15 protein-coding genes are annotated in these 18534 nt (G+C 47.3%); 7 read left to right on the plus strand and 8 right to left on the minus strand.

What is annotated here, in order from left to right:
- Positions 1-12: 12 nt before the first annotated feature.
- Together JT717_RS15425 and JT717_RS15430 are read right to left on the minus strand one after the other, a co-directional pair.
- Complete coding sequence (locus JT717_RS15425; protein ID WP_205511390.1) at positions 13-1791, minus strand: MutS-related protein; 1779 nt, start codon at positions 1789-1791, stop codon at positions 13-15.
- Between the two features lie 176 nt (positions 1792-1967).
- Positions 1968-3230 carry an aspartate kinase gene (locus JT717_RS15430; protein ID WP_205511391.1) on the minus strand — a complete coding sequence of 421 codons (1263 nt, stop codon included), beginning with the start codon at positions 3228-3230 and terminating at the stop codon, positions 1968-1970.
- Positions 3231-3508: 278 nt separating this feature from the next.
- On the opposite strand from JT717_RS15430, the gene fbp reads away from it, so the two are divergent.
- From fbp to JT717_RS15455, 5 genes are all read left to right on the plus strand, one after another.
- Positions 3509-4537, plus strand: coding sequence for a class 1 fructose-bisphosphatase (gene fbp / locus JT717_RS15435; protein ID WP_205511392.1), 1029 nt, complete (start codon positions 3509-3511; stop codon positions 4535-4537).
- Between the two features lie 60 nt (positions 4538-4597).
- Positions 4598-5176, plus strand: a complete 579-nt coding sequence (locus JT717_RS15440; RefSeq protein ID WP_205511393.1) for a CAP domain-containing protein — start codon at positions 4598-4600, stop codon at positions 5174-5176.
- A 143-nt stretch (positions 5177-5319) separates the two neighbouring features.
- On the plus strand, positions 5320-6084 hold the full coding sequence (locus JT717_RS15445) for an ABC transporter ATP-binding protein (RefSeq protein ID WP_205511394.1): 765 nt from the start codon (positions 5320-5322) through the stop codon (positions 6082-6084).
- 86 nt (positions 6085-6170) lie between these two features.
- On the plus strand, positions 6171-6692 hold the full coding sequence (locus JT717_RS15450) for a YfiT family bacillithiol transferase (protein WP_205511395.1): 522 nt from the start codon (positions 6171-6173) through the stop codon (positions 6690-6692).
- Positions 6693-6808: 116 nt separating this feature from the next.
- Complete coding sequence (locus JT717_RS15455) at positions 6809-7366, plus strand: NUDIX hydrolase (protein ID WP_205511396.1); 558 nt, start codon at positions 6809-6811, stop codon at positions 7364-7366.
- Between the two features lie 41 nt (positions 7367-7407).
- Here JT717_RS15455 and JT717_RS15460 read toward each other — a convergent pair whose 3' ends face one another.
- The 4 genes from JT717_RS15460 to JT717_RS15475 form a co-directional block, all read right to left on the minus strand.
- Positions 7408-8700, minus strand: a complete 1293-nt coding sequence (locus tag JT717_RS15460) for a bifunctional folylpolyglutamate synthase/dihydrofolate synthase (RefSeq protein WP_205511397.1) — start codon at positions 8698-8700, stop codon at positions 7408-7410.
- 118 nt (positions 8701-8818) lie between these two features.
- The gene (locus tag JT717_RS15465; RefSeq protein ID WP_205511398.1) at positions 8819-9709 is read right to left on the minus strand and encodes a hypothetical protein; all 891 of its coding nucleotides are present in this window, start codon (positions 9707-9709) and stop codon (positions 8819-8821) included.
- Between the two features lie 134 nt (positions 9710-9843).
- Positions 9844-10605 (minus strand): TSUP family transporter, encoded by a 762-nt coding sequence (locus JT717_RS15470; protein ID WP_205511399.1) that lies wholly within the window; start codon positions 10603-10605, stop codon positions 9844-9846.
- A 184-nt stretch (positions 10606-10789) separates the two neighbouring features.
- On the minus strand, positions 10790-11314 hold the full coding sequence (locus JT717_RS15475; protein ID WP_205511400.1) for a DinB family protein: 525 nt from the start codon (positions 11312-11314) through the stop codon (positions 10790-10792).
- Positions 11315-12016: 702 nt separating this feature from the next.
- Here JT717_RS15475 and JT717_RS15480 point away from each other — a divergent pair.
- A complete protein-coding gene (locus JT717_RS15480; RefSeq protein ID WP_205511401.1) occupies positions 12017-12427 on the plus strand; it encodes a hypothetical protein in 411 nt (136 codons plus the stop codon).
- Positions 12428-12620: 193 nt separating this feature from the next.
- On the opposite strand, the gene JT717_RS15485 is transcribed toward JT717_RS15480, so the two are convergent.
- On the minus strand, positions 12621-13922 hold the full coding sequence (locus tag JT717_RS15485; protein WP_205511402.1) for a radical SAM family protein: 1302 nt from the start codon (positions 13920-13922) through the stop codon (positions 12621-12623).
- A gap of 102 nt (positions 13923-14024) precedes the next feature.
- Positions 14025-14627, minus strand: a complete 603-nt coding sequence (locus JT717_RS15490) for a hypothetical protein (protein WP_205511403.1) — start codon at positions 14625-14627, stop codon at positions 14025-14027.
- A gap of 653 nt (positions 14628-15280) precedes the next feature.
- Here JT717_RS15490 and JT717_RS15495 point away from each other — a divergent pair.
- Entirely contained in the window at positions 15281-18496 is a 3216-nt protein-coding gene (locus tag JT717_RS15495) for a golvesin C-terminal-like domain-containing protein (protein WP_205511404.1), read from the plus strand.
- The last annotated feature ends 38 nt before the right edge of the window (positions 18497-18534 follow it).

The raw sequence follows: 18534 nt of genomic DNA on the forward strand, positions 1-18534 counted from the left end.
TTAACCCGTTATTCAAATTATCTCCATTTTCGCCATTAAAAAAGAGGCATTCCGGTTCTTGGCAACGCCGCGCTGCAGGGTATAATCAAAGAGCAGCTCGCCATCACGGATGATGCTTTCAAAACAATAATTGTTCACCTTACCACGCAATTCCTCTTCCAGCCGGCTAAGGGCCAGGTCGTGCGTGGCAAACAGGGTCAAACAATTATACTGCAATAACTTTTTTATGAATTGTTCCGATCCATGCGTTTTATCTTCCGAATTGGTGCCGCGTAAAATCTCATCGATAAGAATAAGCACTGGCGCGGTTTGCTGTTGCAGATAATGAATGATCTGCTGCAACCGTTTTAATTCCGCCATAAAGTAGGAGGTATGCTCCTGCAGGGAATCACTCACCCTGATGGAGCTCCGGATGACCATGGGCGTAAAAGCAAAGGATGCAGCACATACCGGGGCGCCGCTTTGCGCCAGGAGAAGATTTACTCCCAGTGTACGCAGGAACGTGGTTTTGCCCGACATATTGGAGCCGGTGAGCAGCACCAGCTTTTCTTCCACGCCGAATGTACAGTCATTGGCCACGCGTTCTTCCGCTGCGATCAACGGATGGGCCAGTTGCGTTGCTGCAACAGACACCCCGCTGGTATTTACCACCGGATACCGGTACTGCGGGTAATTATAGGCGAAAGTAGCCAGTGCATTGAGGCTTTCGATCATGCCAACACAATGGATCCAATCGTTAAAATGGTCTTTATGTTCCTTTTTCCAACTCTCCAATGACCACAGGCACTGGATATCATACATAAAAAAGCTGTTCAGAAATATATTTACGATCAGGTTCAGCCGCTGATCGAACATGGCCGATAAGCGGGATAACTGTTTAACAGAACCAAAGGCCGCCGCCGCCATGGCTTTTTCCTTTTCCAACAGGGATGACCGGCCGGTTTCCACCTTGCTGAACAGCGACAAGATGGTTGCATATTGTTGAAAGATGGATTGCTTTTTACCCAGCATGGTATGCTGTTCCTGGATGCGTTTTGCATAAATGCTTATAACGCCCCAATTAAGGAACACAACCGGTATCAGTAGAACATAATTTCCTGTAAACAGATAAACGAGTAAGAACACTGCACTGTACAGGGAGCTCAGCATGCGCAGGATATTGATGGGCATTTTACCATGAATGATCGCCGGCATTTGCAGCCAGTCGGCGATATTATGCAGGTTGCCTTCCTTTTCCTGGTTGAGCAGTCCATGCGCCGTCAACAGCTGCCGCAACTCATGTTGCGGGGCCAATGCCTGCACGGCCTGCTGTTGTTGTTCAATTGCCTTTTTTTCAAGCAATGGTTCCTGTAAAAATGCCGCGAGCTGCCTGGTGCCATGCCAGGTAGTAGTACGGTTCAATAAATGATATAAAGAACCGGTGCCGAAAATATCAAGGTCACCCGAAATACCGTCATGGGCTAAAAAAGAAGCACCATCACTGAACTGATTGGCTTGCTGCCGCAATACCGCCAGCTCGTTGTTATTGATGAAGAGCAGTTTTTCAAGCAGGGCTTTGCGGTCGTTCAAGCGCCAGGCCACCCGCACGAGTATGGCAAAAGCGGCTGCCATCAGGAGGCTGATGACCATCCAGGTGCTGCTACCGGCGACCCACTGGTAAACTGCCCAGGCAAAGAGCAGAAAACAGGCCAGCCGCAAAAGCGCCACGCCGGTGGTAAGGGGTTTTATCCGCCTCAATGCATTATTATAGAACTGCACTTTTTCTTCGTAAAAAGCAATGGTTATCGCCATAGTAAAACGCAATTTGCGAGAGACAAGGTTTAAGAAAAATGATCTGGAAGATCTCAAATAGATCCCTGTTACGGGTTACCAGACGTCCAGTTCTTATGCATCGATCAGTTTTGTGTTAGTCACCGTTTGCGATTCTTTTCGCCGGAAACCGGGAACCGCTAACCGGTAACCGGCAACTACTTTAAAACAACCTGCACGGTACTGGGCGTTCGCTGCATTAATTCTACGGAACGGCCTGCGATCATTTTCTGCAACAATTCTTCATTATAGTGCCTTATGGTGAGCATGGTAAGTCCTTTTTCTACCTGCACCTCAAAAATACTGGCGGCAGCAAGGGCCAGCTTCTCGATCTTTTCGGTTTGATTATCCAGGCAGACCTGGATCGTAACCGCACCGGTTTGCATGAGATTGGGTTTAATTTTAGTATCGGCCAGCAATTGATACAGATCGGCCACCGGCTTTTCACCCACGAAAGAAAAATCTTTAGAATGCAGTTGTATCAAGGCCTGGTTCTCTTTGAGCACAACGATCGGCGGCAGCCCCTTCAGCTGTTTCGAATGAATGACAGTCCCGGGCAGGTCTTTATTAAGAAAACATTTTACATAAAGCGGAATGCCTTTATTCTGCAGCGGCTTTATGGTCTTGGGGTGAATCACCTGTGCGCCATAATAAGCCATCTCTATGACCTCATCGTAGTTCAGTTCGCTCATTAACTGCGCATCGGGGAACAATTTGGGGTCGGCATTCATCACACCTTCCACATCTTTCCAGATATATTGTCCTTCTGCGTTCAACAGATTCGCAAATACCGCGGCGGTATAATCGCTTCCTTCACGGCCCAGCGTGGTACTTTCATTTTCATCGGTAGAACCGATAAAACCCTGCGTTACGATCACATTGTGCTCTTTCAATAATGGCAATACCACATTTTCCACTTTATTGCTCGAATAGAACCAGTCGATATTGGCATCACGGAAATTATCATCAGTACGAATAATATCCCGTACATCGATCCAGTGATTGGTAAACCCAATTTCGTTGAGGTATGCACTTACAATAACGGTAGACAGCAGTTCGCCGATACATACCACCTGGTCGTAATAATAATCGAAACCCTGTACCGGTTTATCGTGCAGCAACCATTCTACTTCGGTAAAAAAATTGCTGAGCTGTTCGAGCGCCGGATTGTATGTTTTCACCAAAAGATATTTGGCGGTGGTGAGGTGACTTTGTTTTATGGCTTCAAACAGTCGCAGCGCCTCTTCTTTCTTATTATCATAAAACGCTTCCACGACTTTTTCGAGCGCATTGGTGGTTTTACCCATCGCCGAGATAACAATGAGCAGTTGCTCGCCGTGGTATGATTTTAGTATAGCCCCTACCTGCTGGATCCTTTCCGTACTGTTTACACTGGCGCCGCCGAATTTGAAGACTTTCATGGTTAGGTATTGTGTTAACTTTTCTGATAAGGGTGCAAAATAATGAAACTAAGGGAGGAGATTTTGAGATTTTGCGCTTGCAGGGTCTTGAGATTTCAGGATTTTGAGATTTTGAGATTTCGGCATTGCAAGATCCCGGGCTTAGGGCATCAACCAATTTTTTGGATGTTTCGAAGCTGGTCAGATCGCAAAATCACCAAATCGCAAAATCAGAAATTGCTGCTGTTTTCCCTACCTTCGCCAGCTAACAACTGTTAACCAAACAACGGATTCAAAATATGACCACTATCAACAGAAATGTATTAACCCTTGATGAGTTTACTATTCAACAGTTAAGAGAATTTCCCCATGCAACCGGTGAATTAAGCGGCCTGTTACGCGATATTGGACTGGCAGCCAAACGGGTAAATGTGGAAGTGAATAAAGCCGGACTGGTAGATATCCTCGGCGATGCAGGCACCATTAATGTACAGGGTGAGGATGTGAAAAAACTGGATGTATTCGCCAATAACCAGTTCACCGGCGTGTTGCAGCATGGCATCAGCTGCGCTGGTATTGCGAGTGAAGAGTTGGATGAATATGTTGCCTTTGATGATGCGGTAAGTAAGAACTCCAAATATGTTTGCCTGTACGATCCGTTGGATGGCAGTGGTAATATCGATGTGAATGTTTCTATAGGAACTATTTTCAGCGTCTATCGCCGGGTATCCGAAAAAGGCACTATTGCCAAACAGGAAGATTTCTTGCAGCCGGGCAGAAACCAGGTAGCAGCGGGCTATATCGTTTATGGAAGCTCTACCATGCTGGTGTATGCTACGCGGCGCGGGGTGAATGGCTTTACCCTCGATCCTTCCATCGGCGAATTCTGTTTGAGCCACCCGAATATCAAATGCCCTGAGTTTGGGAAGATCTATTCGGTGAATCATGGTAATTTCTTTCAGTACGAAGCAGCTGTTCAGAAATACATCAATATTTGCCAGAAAAAGAACAAGGATACCGGTGGTCCGTATACGCAGCGGTATATCGGCAGTATGGTGGCAGATGTGCACCGCAACCTGATCAAGGGCGGCATTTTCATGTATCCCGGTACGGTTGACAAACCCAACGGCAAACTGCGTTTACTATATGAGTGCAATCCCTTTGCATTTATTGCAGAAGTAGCTGGTGGCCGGGCAACCAATGGAAAAGAGAGGATCCTGGATGTGCAGCCTACAGAACTGCACCAGCGCAGCCCCTTGTTCATCGGCAGCAGCGGTATGATGAACGAACTGGATGAATGCCTTAAAAAGAATGGTAAATCCGTATAAAACTTGTAATCTGGTATAGTATTGGCACCGCTGGGGTTTTAACACTTCATGAACAGGGATATGGGCAGAATTATCGGTATTTATACGTTTTTCATTTACATATTGTTAACAATAGCAGCTTGCAGTTCCACGAAAACGTCTACGAGTACAAGCGGCAGCAGCACAGGAGGCAGTACGGCCGGCTCGCGCGGCACCGCGAGTACCGGCGCGGGGAAGAAAGTGGTGGTCACGCCTTCTACGCCTGTTGTTCAGGCGAACCTGGCGCCCGGCCTGGAGCGGGAGATCCTGAGTCTTGTAAACGATTACCGGAAAACCAAAAAACTGCCGCCCCTGCAAAGCAATGCGGCCATGGAATACCAGGCCCGGCGACACAGCATGGATATGGGCACGCACCGTATTCCCTTTGGCCACCAGGGGCTTTCCTTCCGCATGAAATACATTATGGAGAAAGTGCCCGGCGTAACACAGGTAGGCGAAAATGTAGCATTTGGGAACCTGTCGGCCAGGGCCGTGGTGAGCGGTTGGATCAAAAGCGCCGAACACCGCAAGAATATGGAAGGCAGCTTTAAATACACCGGCATTGGGGTTACGCGGAATATGCAGAACCAGTTGTACTTTACTCAGCTTTTCGCGAAATAGATCCGGATTTCTAGATTTTGAGATTTCCGGATTTCGGGATTTTGAAGGAAGGACCATATTGAATGAAATCTCAAAATCAGAAATCCCAAAATCAGAAATTGCTTTTAAAACCTATCTTGTGCCTCAAATTCAGGAACAAGTACATGAGTAAGGTGATCATTTCTGTAAAGGACCTTGTCAAAAATTACGGCAGTTTTCAGGCAGTGAAGGGCATCAGCTTCGACGTCAATGAAGGAGAGATCTTCGGCTTACTGGGCCCCAACGGCGCGGGTAAATCGACTACTCTGGAGATCATTGAGACCCTGCGTTCAAAAAGCGCCGGTGAAGTATGGGTGAACGGTTTTAACCTCGATAAGGATCCCAATTCCATAAAACAGGTGATCGGTGTGCAGCTGCAAACCTCCGGTTTCTATCCGGGCCTGAACCTGGTAGAACTGATCGAGCTGTTCGCGGGTTTGTACAATCGTAAGATCATCGCCCGCGACCTGCTGAAAATGGTGAACCTGGAAGACAAGGCGAAAAGTAAATTCAAGGACCTCAGCGGTGGCCAGAAACAACGCTTTTCCATTGCCACCACGCTCATTAATGAACCCAGGATCATCTTCCTCGACGAACCCACCACGGGCCTCGATCCGCAGGCGCGCCGCAATTTGTGGGACCTCATTCAGTCGATCAGGGCAAAAGGCACGACGGTGATCATTACCACACACTATATGGATGAAGCGGAAGTATTGTGCGATCGTATTGCTATTATCGATGCCGGAAAGATCATTGCCCTGGCAACGCCCGACAAACTGATCGACGACCTGGTGGCTACCGGCTTTGAACGGCCCAAAGAAGTTAAGAAGGCTAACCTCGAAGATGTGTTCATTCACCTTACAGGCCATGCCCTGCGTGATGAAAAATAAAAGCTGACCGGTTCCCATTATCACAACTCGTCCCGCTCGGCTGGATTTTGAATTATCACATTATCGAATTATCACATTATCACATTATGGACCTACGTTATCCGATTGGTAAATACGAACCGCAACCATTCTCCGACAGGCAAAAACGCACATGGCTGCAGGACATTCAATTCCTGCCCGGAATGCTCGAAATAGCCATCGAGAACCTGGATGAAAAACAACTGAACACGCCTTACCGTGATGGCGGCTGGACGGTTAAACAGGTGGTGCACCATGTGGCCGACAGCCATATAAATGCGTACACCCGCATCAAACTGGGACTCACAGAAAACAATCCGGTCATTAAACCTTATGAAGAAGCATTATGGGCCGATCTGGCCGATGTAAATGCAGTGCCTATTAATATTTCCATTACGCTCTTATACGCATTACATACCCGCTGGCATGCTGCCATGCTGAATCTGCCGGCAGAAGCCTGGAACCGCACGGTGTTTCATCCGGAGCATAAAAAAGAGATGTCGTTGTATTATTTACTGGGCAGTTATGCCTGGCATGGTAAACATCACGTAGCACACATTACTTCCTTGCGGGAACGAATGGGGTGGTAACTTCTTTGGTTTGTAGTTTGTGGTTTGTAGTTAATTACTGCCATTCACCATTCACCATTGACCATCACCATTGACCATTGACCATCACCACTGCTCAAATATAAACTTATAGAAGAATGAGAGATCTGAACTGGAAAACACTCAAATCTGAATATTTATTCAAAGACCTTTGGTTTACGGTGCGTAAGGATACCTGTGAAAGACCCGATGGTAAATTGATTGAACCCTACTATGTATATGAATTCCCGACCTGGGTATCAGCTGTGGCGCTTACCGAGGATGGAAAGGTGATCCTCGAACGTCAATACAGGCATGGGCTGGGCGAGACGCATTATGAGATCCCTGGTGGCTGTGTGGATGATACCGATAAAAATTATGAAGAGGCCATTGCCCGCGAACTGCTGGAAGAAACCGGTTATAACTTTAACCGATTTGAATACCTTGGTAAAACCAGCGCCAATCCCAGCACCAATAATAACTGGATGCATATGTACCTGGCAACCGGCGGTAAGAAAGTAAAGGACCAGGAATTCGATGAAAATGAAGACATTGAAATTCACCTGGCATCGCTGGATGAATTGAAACAAATGCTGCGCGATAACGAGATCGTGCAAAGTATGCATGTGACCGCTATCATGTATGCGCTGGCTAAGTTAGGGGAGTTGAAATTTTAGATCATTCTCACTGGTACTAGAGAAGTAGGAGGTACGCTGCACTAATAAAGGCTAACTTCTCCTACAACAAAGACACTCCCGCAAACAAGCACCAGATCGTGCTTATCAGCTTTACTCATAGCCTGACGTAAGGCGGTATTCACATCTCCATAGGAATTACCATTCAACCCGATCGCCCTGGCCCTGGCAGCGAGTTCCGTCTCCGGTAAAGCGCGTGGTATTTGTGCCCTTGTAAAGTAATACGTGGCTTCCCTGGGTAATAAAGACAACACTTTTTCAATTTCCTTATCCTTTACCAGTCCGATCACGATATGCAGATGCTGGTGATCGCTCAATTCGATCTGTGCAGTGATCTGTTTTATGCCATCTTCATTATGCCCCACATCCAGTACCACAACCGGATTGGCATGAATGACTTCCCAGCGGCCATGTAAACCGGTTAATTTTTTAACCTGTTGTAAAGCCTGTTGTACATGCTCTTCCGTTATTTTAAAACCGCGTTGTTGAAGCTGATGAACAACTTCCAGAACGGTTATGCAATTCTTGGTCTGGTAATATCCTGGCAGGTCTAACTGATACGTAGTACGTTCATCAGAACGGGAAGAAGATACCTGCAGCACCAGTCGGTGATGGTCATATTTCCACTCGGCTACATACCGTTGTTTGTCGGCAAATACCAAGGGCGCCTGCTTATCCTGCGCTACCTGCTCGAAGACCGGTTTTGTTTCGGCAGCGGTTTCGCCAACGACAACAGGCACCTGCGCTTTGATAATACCGGCTTTTTCAAGCGCAATGGCGGGTAAGGTATCGCCCAGCAGGTTCATATGGTCCCAGCCGATATTGGTGATCACAGCAAGTTCCGGGATAATTACGTTGGTAGAATCCAAACGGCCGCCCAGGCCGGTCTCAATTACGGCAATATCTACCTCCTGATGTACAAAATAAGCGAAAGCCATCGCTACCGTGATCTCAAAGAAAGAAGGTTCTATTTCATCAATAGCGGGCTTAATACGTTGTACAAAATCCACGACAAACTGTTTATCGATCATTTCACCGTTCACGCGGAAACGTTCCCGGAAATCACGCAGGTGCGGCGAGGTATACAAACCGGTTTTATAACCCGCGGTTTGCAAAATGGCGGCAAGCATATGACTGGTGGAACCCTTGCCATTGGTTCCGGCAATATGAATTGATTTGAACTTTTTTTGCGGATTGCCTAAATATTCACAAAGCCTTAGCGTATTGGTAAGATCCTTTTTATAGGCGGCTGCGCCAATGCGGCTGAACATCGGCAGCCGGTTAAATAAATAATTCGTCGCTTGCTCGTAGGTCATCGGTATAATTAGGGCGACAAAGCTAAAAGAAAAGTGCGAAAAAAAGGTGTGTCATCCACCAGTTGGCGAATGGCACACCTGCTTTATAATACAGGATTAGTAAGTTACATGAAGTGACTTATCCTCTCACCTTAAATTTAACCAGTACGGTACCGGTCTGCGCTTCCGGTCCGCTGGGGTTAGCGTTCAATTTTGACCGGCGAACAATATCAATCGCTTTTTCTTTAAAAAAGCTTTCTGATGTAGTAGAGCCCTTGGGTTGGTAACTGGCGCTGATCACATTACCTTCCTGATCAACCTTTATATCAACGGCTACTGTTGCATTTTCATTGAATTCGTCGGTATAGGAATAAACCCTCGTGAAAGTACGGCCTGATAGACCGCTTTTAATAGCGATGCCTGAATTTCCGCGGCCACCGCCGGTATAATTCTTTGAATCGGGATTACCACCGGGACGGCCCTGGTCACCCGTTCCGCCGGCAATACCTTCACTGCCGCCTCTTTTGTAGGTAGAAGCTTCATTACCGCCGGTACCTGTTCCATTCACAGCTCCCATCGTTGCCTTGGGTTTGCGAACGGGTGGAGCAGGTGTTTCAACAGGCTGCGGATTTTTTACCGGTTTGCTTTTTACTACTTCTTTTTCGGGCACTTTGGTAGCCTCAGGTTTTGCAACCGGGGGCTTTTTAATTTCGGGAGCGTCCACATCCTTATCATCGGTTTCAATATCCTTTACGTCTTCTTTCGCAGGTTCCGCTTTGGCAGGTGGAACATATGCCGCCTGTTGTTGCACCGGGGCGGGGGAGCCGGGTTCAAATGGCTGATCATTGCCCAGACCCATATCACTGTTACCCAGGTTTACTTCAATGCCTTCTTCAACAGGTGGTTCGGGTAATGGCGGCATACCCCATTTTACAAAAATGAAGATGACCAGCATTAAGCCTACCACCAGTGCGGTATAACTGCCTGCCTGAATATTCTTCTTGGATTCAAATTCCTGGTTCTGTTGCATGATCGGTAATTTGATTACACTAAGATAACCAATGTTCAGTGTTTATTACAACTATAATGCTAATTGAACAACAAAACGCAACTGATGTTGCTCTTATCGCAAACTTTAACAGTTTTTATAGGCTCTGTGCTTGTTTAACGCCTGAAAAACACGTCATAGGCAAACCGAATAATAGTGGCGCATACAACGATCAAAAAGAAGATCCTGATAAATGCATTTCCCTTTAAAATGGCCAGCCGGGCGCCCAGCCAGCCACCCAAAGCGTTACATACAGCCATGGGTAAAGCCACAGCGTAAATGATCTTGCCCGTCAGGGAGAAAAAAGTAATAGAGCCCAGGTTAGTAGCCAGGTTTACAAATTTAGCATGGGCGCTTGCTTTCAAGAAATCGAAGCCCATTAAGCCAATGAATGACAAGATCAGAAAGCTGCCGGCGCCTGGTCCTATAAAACCATCATAAAAGCCAATGACCAAACTGATCAGCATGGAATAAATTACCTGTTGTTTAGCACTATGGCCTTTTTCTGTATGATCGCCAAAACGGCGATTGGTAAACGTATAAATAGCAACGATGATCAACATGATCAGGAGCAGGGGCTTCATAAAGCTGCTGTTAACATGGGCCAACAGGGTTGATCCGGCAAAAGCTGCACAAAAAGCAATAACGGTCATTACGGCGATCAATAGCCAGTTTACCGGCACCCTGCGCACATATTGTGCTGTAGCAATACTGGTGCCGCTGAAAGAAGGTATTTTTAATGTTCCCAGCACGGTGGCTAAAGGGTATTGCGGCAATAACACGAGCGCGGCCGGTGTTTGAATTAAACCGCCACCACCGGCGATAGCATCGGTGAAGCCTGCGAGGAAAGCGAATAAACAAAGTAGTATTAATTCCATGAATGTCGTGAATGGTCAATGGTCAATGTGATAATTTGATAATTTGATGATGTGATAATGCTCCAGTTATCAGCAGTCCCTAGATTTTCGATGCCTCGTAAGCACGCAACATAGCGTGTAATCATTATCTCATCAGCTAATTAGCACATCAGCCAATTAGCACATCAGCTAATTAGCACATCAGCTAATTGCTTTTCAGCACTCCCATAAACTGTTTCCAGGGCCCAACGGCTTCATCATACTGTTTCGCCATCACGCGGCTGAGCTGATGGATATGCGTGAGATCATGCACCACCCAGGACGCTAATAAGTGCCGTAGGGTAACGGGTCCTAATACAGGGTGGATACCGGTGCGTTCCAGTAATTCATCTGTAAGGTTCATGGCTTTCAAAGCGGCCAGGTTATCCTTGCGCAAAATTTTAAATTCATCGAGCAGCTCGTCCATCGACTTGCCCTTGCTTTCCTTTTTATGTCCCTCCATATCAAATGGAGGAAATACTTTATAGCCTTCCCCAAAAATGATCTGTGTACGCGGGATCCAGTCGGTTTTCTCACCATGGATCAAATGCGCCACGATCTCGAATGGCGTCCAGGTATCGCCGCCTTCGTTATTAAACAACCATTCGTCTGCCAGTCCGTATAACAACGATTCAATCACCAGAGGTGTTCTTTCCAGAACCGGGAGCGCTTTTTCCAAATCAAATTGCATACAGCTTAGTTTTGGGCAAAGTTAGGAAGTTTACCTCCTAACCCCTAAAGGGGAATAGCCAAGGCCTTTAGCCCGTCTTTATGCCTTTATGCCTCACCTTTATACCTGTATGCCTCTTGCTATTTTACAGTTGCCTTTATGGCTAGTTGCCTATTTGCCTTTTGTAGTTGCCTCGTTGCTCCTTCATGCCTTGCTGCCTTTTTGCATTTGCCTCGTTGCCTATACGCCTCGCCTTTATGCCTGTATGCCTCTTACTTTTTACAATTGCCTTTGTGCCTTTTTGCCTATTTGCCTTTTGTAGTTGCCTCGTTGCCTGTACGCCTCACCTTTATACCTGTATGTCTCTTGCTTTTTTACAGTTGCCTTTATGGCTAGTTGCCTGTTTGCCTTTTTGCAGTAGCCTCATCGCCTGTATGCCTCGCCTCATTGCCTGTATAGCAGCTATACCTTTTGCTTTATGTCTTTATGATAACTAACGGTCGTTTATACGCTATTCATTTAAATCGTCCAAAAAACATTTAAACGGCTACAGCGCCTTGGCCATCATGGCCATTTCCTCCTGAAAGCCGCTACCATGGCGGATTTTAACATTCCGTACAGGGTTTTAACATCCTAAAAACGGCTTCGAGTTGATTTTACCTGCGGGAAAACGCGTGCTATGTTTGCATTACCAAACGCAACAAACATATAAAACATACAATTATGAAAACGGAATCGAGGAATTATGGAAAACTGGCAATCGTAGCACTGGCTTTCACTTTAGCATTTTCAGCGCCTGCTTTCGCCAATGACGGGGATAAAGGCGAGAACACAAATGCAACTGAATTAAAGTTCATCGGAAACATGGAAAACCAACCGGTATTCGAACTGAACCTGACGAATAAAGTGGAAGACGAGTACACCGTAATTTTCCGCGACGAGTATGGTAATGTGTTGTACAGCGATAAATTTAAAGGAACAGGCATCACCAAGAAATTCCTGTTGAAATCAGAAGACCTGGGCGATACATCGCTGAATGTTGTAGTAAAATCTAAAAAAGGGACTACTGAAGTATATACTATCAATAGAAACCATTCCTACGTTCAGGAAACCACTATCAACAAGGTTAAATAACAAAACAGGCTTTCAGTCAATCATCATCATAGAGTGTTTTATAAAAAGAAGAGCGCCGGTGGTTCCGGCGCTTTTCTTTTTGGTCAATGTCTATGATCAGTCGTCAATAGCAATTCGCCCTGCCGGCTTCCTATTGTTTGGAAATCCGAAGATCGCGAGCTATTCACCATTCACCATTGACCATTCACCATTATTAATGTGCGAAATCTTCCTCGTAATTACCCGTTATCCTTTCCATGCTCGGGTTGAAATAGCCAAACTTCACCTGTGGGAATTCTTCATGAATTAATTCCTGCAATTGTTTTATTCCCAGCAGATCACCGGTTTCATAAGCGCCGATCCTGCCCATATACCAGTCGGGGTCGATATTGAAATTACGCCACTGGATCATGTTCAGTCCGGTCTCACTGATCAGTTTTCTCAATGCTTCATATTCTTCAACACTGTCGGTCATACCCGGAAAAACAAAATAGTTAATGCTGGTCCAGCCATTATAACTACGTACCACTTTCAGACTTTCAATGATATCCTCAAACTGGTAATTGTTCGGACGGTAATATGCTTCATAAATATGTTTACGCGCCGAATTGGTGCTTACCCGGATCGAATTCAAACCAGCTTCACAAAGCGCTTTTACGGCAGCAGGTTTTGAACCATTCGTATTTATGTTGATGCTGCCTTTGGATGTATGGCGGCGCATTTGAATGATCGACTCACGGATGGTTTCCCACATCAACAGCGGTTCGCCTTCACAACCCTGGCCGAAACTTACGATCGGATAGGGCGCCGTTTCCAGGTGCGGCACGGTAAATTCTACGATCTCTTCAGCAGTTGGTTTAAAGGTCAGGCGCTCCTGCGTTGAAACGATCTCTTCTTCCTGGGGTTGAAAAGAAATACAGCCGATACAGTTGGCATTGCAGGCCGGCGAAGAAGGTACCGGGCACTCCCAGCGCCCCATGAAATAATTCCGGGCGGCCGGACAATTATACGTCATGCAGCAATTATCGGCCAGGTGTTTTACCAGCCGGTTATGCGGATAGGCTTTCAAAAAAGTGGCTACGCCCGATTCGATCTTTTTGGTGTCGAACCCGGCACATTCCTGGCGAATGTCCTGCTCAATACGCACAGCGGGCACATAGAATACATCATTTTGCCAGCCTACAGCGGTATAACAGAAGAGCGGCAGGGTAGGTGCATCGGGGGCTGTTTCATAGGCAGCCAGGTATAGACCGGTATGTGCAGGCGGGATAAAGGCAGCTACGGCCCAGCCTTTATCACAAAGACGCATTTCGCCGGTATTTACATCTATACCAATTCCCCGGCGGCCAGGCAGTTCATACAGCGAACCGCCGTCCGGCAAAACGATCCAGTCCTCTACCGGCACCTCATAGGCATCCCAACCAGCCCTTCCGGTAACATACAAACTGGTATCCTCAAAAATGTTTCCTTTCCCGTCGGAATACAACAAATACGGCGAACTCTTTAATTCAGACATCAATTACTTTTTCAATCCTCAAAAAATAAGCTAAAGGCTTAAGGCTTAAAGCCTAAGGCAAAACCCAATTGGGAATCTCCAGTAAGCCTCTAACCTTCCACCTTAAGCCTGCTTCAAATAATGTCTGCAAAATTCGTGAATTTGATCGAGTTCTTCGAATTGAAGATTTTGGCGGAGATCAAAGTGATATGATTTGTCGCCCGAAGCTGCAATGGTGATGGAATCGTATTGAGCCTCAATGCGATCGATGTTCGACCAGATGAAGAACCTGCTTTCGGGCAGCGCAGGAATGGTAATGCCCGTATGATGCAGCGCCACATATTCAGTGTTCAGCATCTTCTTTTCGCACCAGAAAAGATACGCATAGGCCAGGCACATGAAAATATGTCCGGCCCCGATCAACCACTCCCCGAACAACCAGGAAGTAAAACCAATACCCAGGAAAAAGATGATCTCGACCAGCCGGAAGAAGAGGTTTACCAGCGGCAGATCGGCTGTAATATTTTTTCCTGCTATAGCCAGAATGAAAATGTCAACTGCCATAAACAGCAAACAACCGAGGTATATGGGACTGCTATGCGGTTGATTGAGATGCGACAGCGCATGCACCAGGATCAGTCCACCGGCAGCGAAATGCAAAAAGCGACCAGCGCGTTTCAATTTTTGAAATGCTGGATGAACAACGGGCAGGGCGAGTGAGTTCATACAACAGTAGTTTGTACTTAGATGCAGCGCGCTCAATTTTCCATAATGTAATTTCTACATTTTTTATTCGGCTTTGCGGGATGGTTACCGGTTGCCAGTTACCGGTTACCGGTTGCCAGTTACCGGTTACCAGTTTCCGGTTACCAGTTACCGGTTGCCGGTTTCCATTGCCGGTTGCCAGTTACCGGCTGCCGGTTGCAGGGTCAATGGTGAATGGTCAATGGTGAATGGCGAATGCTCAATGCCTGCCGATTGCCCATTGCTTTACGACCTTTCAGTTCTTTGCCTTTATGCCTTTTTGCCTTTGTGCCTTTCATTATCACATTATCATATTATCACATTATCACATTATCCTATTACCGGTTTCCGGTTACCAGTTACCAGTTACCGGTTTCCGTTGCCGGCTGCCGGTTGCAGGGTCAATGGTGAATGGTCAATGGTGAATGGCGAATACTCAATGCCTGCCGATTGCCCATTGCTTTACGACCTTTCAGTTCTTTGCCTTTATGCCTTTGTGCCTTTCATTATCACATCATCACATTATCAAATTATCACATTATCACATTATCCTATGCGTTTTTATGCACTATAGATTTTTGAAGCAGCAATTAATTTTTCAGTAGGTTTATTCTACACCAAATACCAAGCTACCAATGAGAAAATTATTACCTGTCCTTTTATGTCTTGTCTTTTCCACCACCCTTACCCTGGCCCAGAACGATACCAGCCTCGTGCATCATGTAAACCAATTGATCGCGCAGGATCCATCCGTTCATTTACGGGCCGACAGTATCGTTAAGGTCAACGACGAGCTGCAGGTTTATTTCAACACCGGCCAGTCCTTTGTACCAGGCGCCATTACCGAAACCGAATCGGAACTACTGACGGAATTGTTATTACACCTGATCACCGATACCGACAGCCGAAACCTCTTGCTGCTGGCAAAAGACCGGGTTTCGGGCGAATGGAAAACACTGGATTATTTTGTGCTGTCGCCGCCCATTGAAAAATATGAAGCGGTCAGGAACAATGATCCCTATCCTGATAAACCGGGTATTCCCGGCGCAGCCTTGGCCCGTGTATTTCCAGGCAGCGGCCAACCGGCTGCTGCAGGCGCATTAAGCGGCAAAACCGTCTGGTTAAGTCCGGGCCATGGCTGGCAGAATACAGGCACAGGCTTTGGCTTTCTGACCCAGCGGGGAACTTCAAATCAACTGGTGGAAGATTTCACTACGGCAGAAACAGTGGATTATTATTTATTGAACTATCTGACGAATGCCGGCGCCAATGTATGGAGCGTACGCGAACGCGATATGAACACAGCGGAGATCATTGTCAATAACGACGACGGCGCGCCGGCCTATACAGAGACCGGCGCCTGGTCAACCGGCACCATTGCCGGTTATGGCGGCACTTACCGTACCCATGCAGCGAGCGCTGCAGGCACCGCTACCGCGATCTTTAAACCCACAGTCACCACCAGCGGCTTGTACTGGGTGTCGGTACGTTATATCAGCGGGCTCAACCGGGCCACCGATGTAAAATATGCCGTTACCCACGCAGGCGGCACCACAAAATTTACCATCAACCAGGAGGTCCATGGTGATACCTGGGTATACCTGGGACAATTTTATTTTTTTGCCGGCGGCAATTACAACGTTACCATTTCTAATCAGTCGGCCGACAGCACCCAGGCCATTGTTGCAGATGCCATCCGCCTGGGCGGTGGTATTGGCCAAACGCCTGATTGCTTAAATGGCGGTGCAGCCAGTGGCAGACCGCGTTTTGAAGAATCGGCCCGCCAGTACGCCCGCTTCCAGGGCCATCCACCCTGCCGCGAAGATGTTACGGTTCGGCCCATTTATACCGAATGGGAATTAAGCAAAGGTTTACCCACCGAAATAAACAATGCGGTCTTTGTTTCTTTTCATACCAATGCCGGCGGTGGTACAGGAACCGAAAGCTACCGCTATAACGGTCTTGGCAGTTCGCAACCTACTATCACACCGGGCAGCACCCAGCTGCGCGACAGCATCCATAAACAATTGATTGCCGATATCAGGGCGGGCTGGCGAAGTACCTGGGCCGACCGCGGCGTGAAAACGGCCAATTTTGGCGAGTTAAGAGAATTACGTACGATACCCGGCACCCTCATTGAATTAGGATTTCATGACCATAGCGGTGATGCGGCAGCGATGCGCGAACCTGAGTTCCGGCGCCTGGCGGCCAGGGCCATGTACAAGGGTATACTGAAATTCTATACTTACCGCGATAGCGTCAAACGCACCGTGCTGCCGGAAGAGCCCACACATGTGGCCGCCCGAAACATCGGCCATTACAAGATCCATGTAAGCTGGTCGGCCCCCGTAGCCGGCGGGATCTACGGCGACCCGGCCACCGCTTACCGCGTATATGTAAGCGAGAACGGGCGCGGATTCGCTGACGCTACTGACGTTATTGACACTACTTATATTTTCAGGGGAAGACCCAATAAAACCTATTTCTTCAAAATAACCGCCCTGAATGCCGGCGGCGAATCCTTTGCTTCCGGTGTAGTGGCTGCCCATACACCCCGCCATGCGGTGCCCGTTAAACATAAACCGGTTACCTGGCTGCTGGTAGATGGGTTCGACCGGCTCGATGCCTCGGCCATGCTGTTGAAATTCGAAAGCAGCGCCCTGGGCAATGTACGCCGGATGGTGCTGGGCAGCATGAACAATTACAGTTATATGGTAGAACATGGGAGTGGACTGGCCGCTTGCGATGTGGCTTTTGACGGGGTGCAGAACGAAGTGATCGCTTCCGGTAAACTGGCCCTGTCGAAATATTTTGCGGTGGACTGGTTTGTGGGTGAAGAAAGCTCCGCTAACAGATCACTAGATTCAATGGAAAAAACAGTGATCAAAAAATACCTCGACAAAGGGGGACGGCTGTTGATCTCCGGCTCGGAAATAGGGTGGGACCTCGGCCGCTCCGGATCGCCCAATGCCGATTCTGCTTTTTATAAAGACTATCTGAAAGCAGTATACGTTAGCGACGGTGCTGGTACTTATAACTTTAATGGCAGTACCGGCTTTTTTACAGGAGGCAGCGGCGTATTGGGCAATGGAGTTAACGGATCCTACAATGTAGATTTTCCCGATGTGATCGACAGCAGCGGCGGATCAGAATTGGTGCTGAATTATGCAAGCGCTGGCAATACCGGTGCAGGTATAGGCTATAAAGGCCGGTTTCGCCTCTTGTATTTTGGTTTTCCCGTAGAAGCCATTGTTAATGATGCCGTGCGTAAGAACCTGATCTGCGCTTCGGTTGATTATCTGTCGAAACCCGATAAACATTGTGGCTTTATCCTGACAGGCACCCAGGGCCACCAGGGCAACAGGCTGGAATGGGAAACAGGTCCGGAAACAAATACCGCCTGGTACACCCTGGAAAGAAGTACAGATGGAAGCCATTTTGAAGCTATCAGCGGCCGCATTAAACCCATGGGTTCCGCAGCTGAAGGATACCATTATACGATAGATGATAAAGATATTACGACAACCGCATATTACCGGGTAATAACAACGGATAAGAAAAATCAGCAAACGATCTCTAACCTGGCCATTATCAAAAAGGAAGCCGCCCCACAATTGCTGGTTTTGAATAACCCGGCCCACGACAATATCCGGTTAACGATCAATGGCAATGGCCCTGTTCGCTTAACGCTGATGAATGCAGCGGGAAAGACCGTTTATCAAACTACAGTAGCCGTGAATAAAGGCCGCACAGTGGTCATTCCTGTCAGTCAGCTCGGTAAAGGAATTTATTGGTTGTCGGCCCGGTTGAATGAACAGCCCCTGGAAACGGTAAAGATCCTGGTTCAGTAACACCGGGTAACGGGTGGTGAATAGCTGGCAGGGTATGG

The sequence above is a fragment of the Longitalea arenae genome (assembly GCF_016924755.1).
GTDB classification, from domain to species: Bacteria; Bacteroidota; Bacteroidia; order Chitinophagales; family Chitinophagaceae; genus Niastella; species Niastella arenae.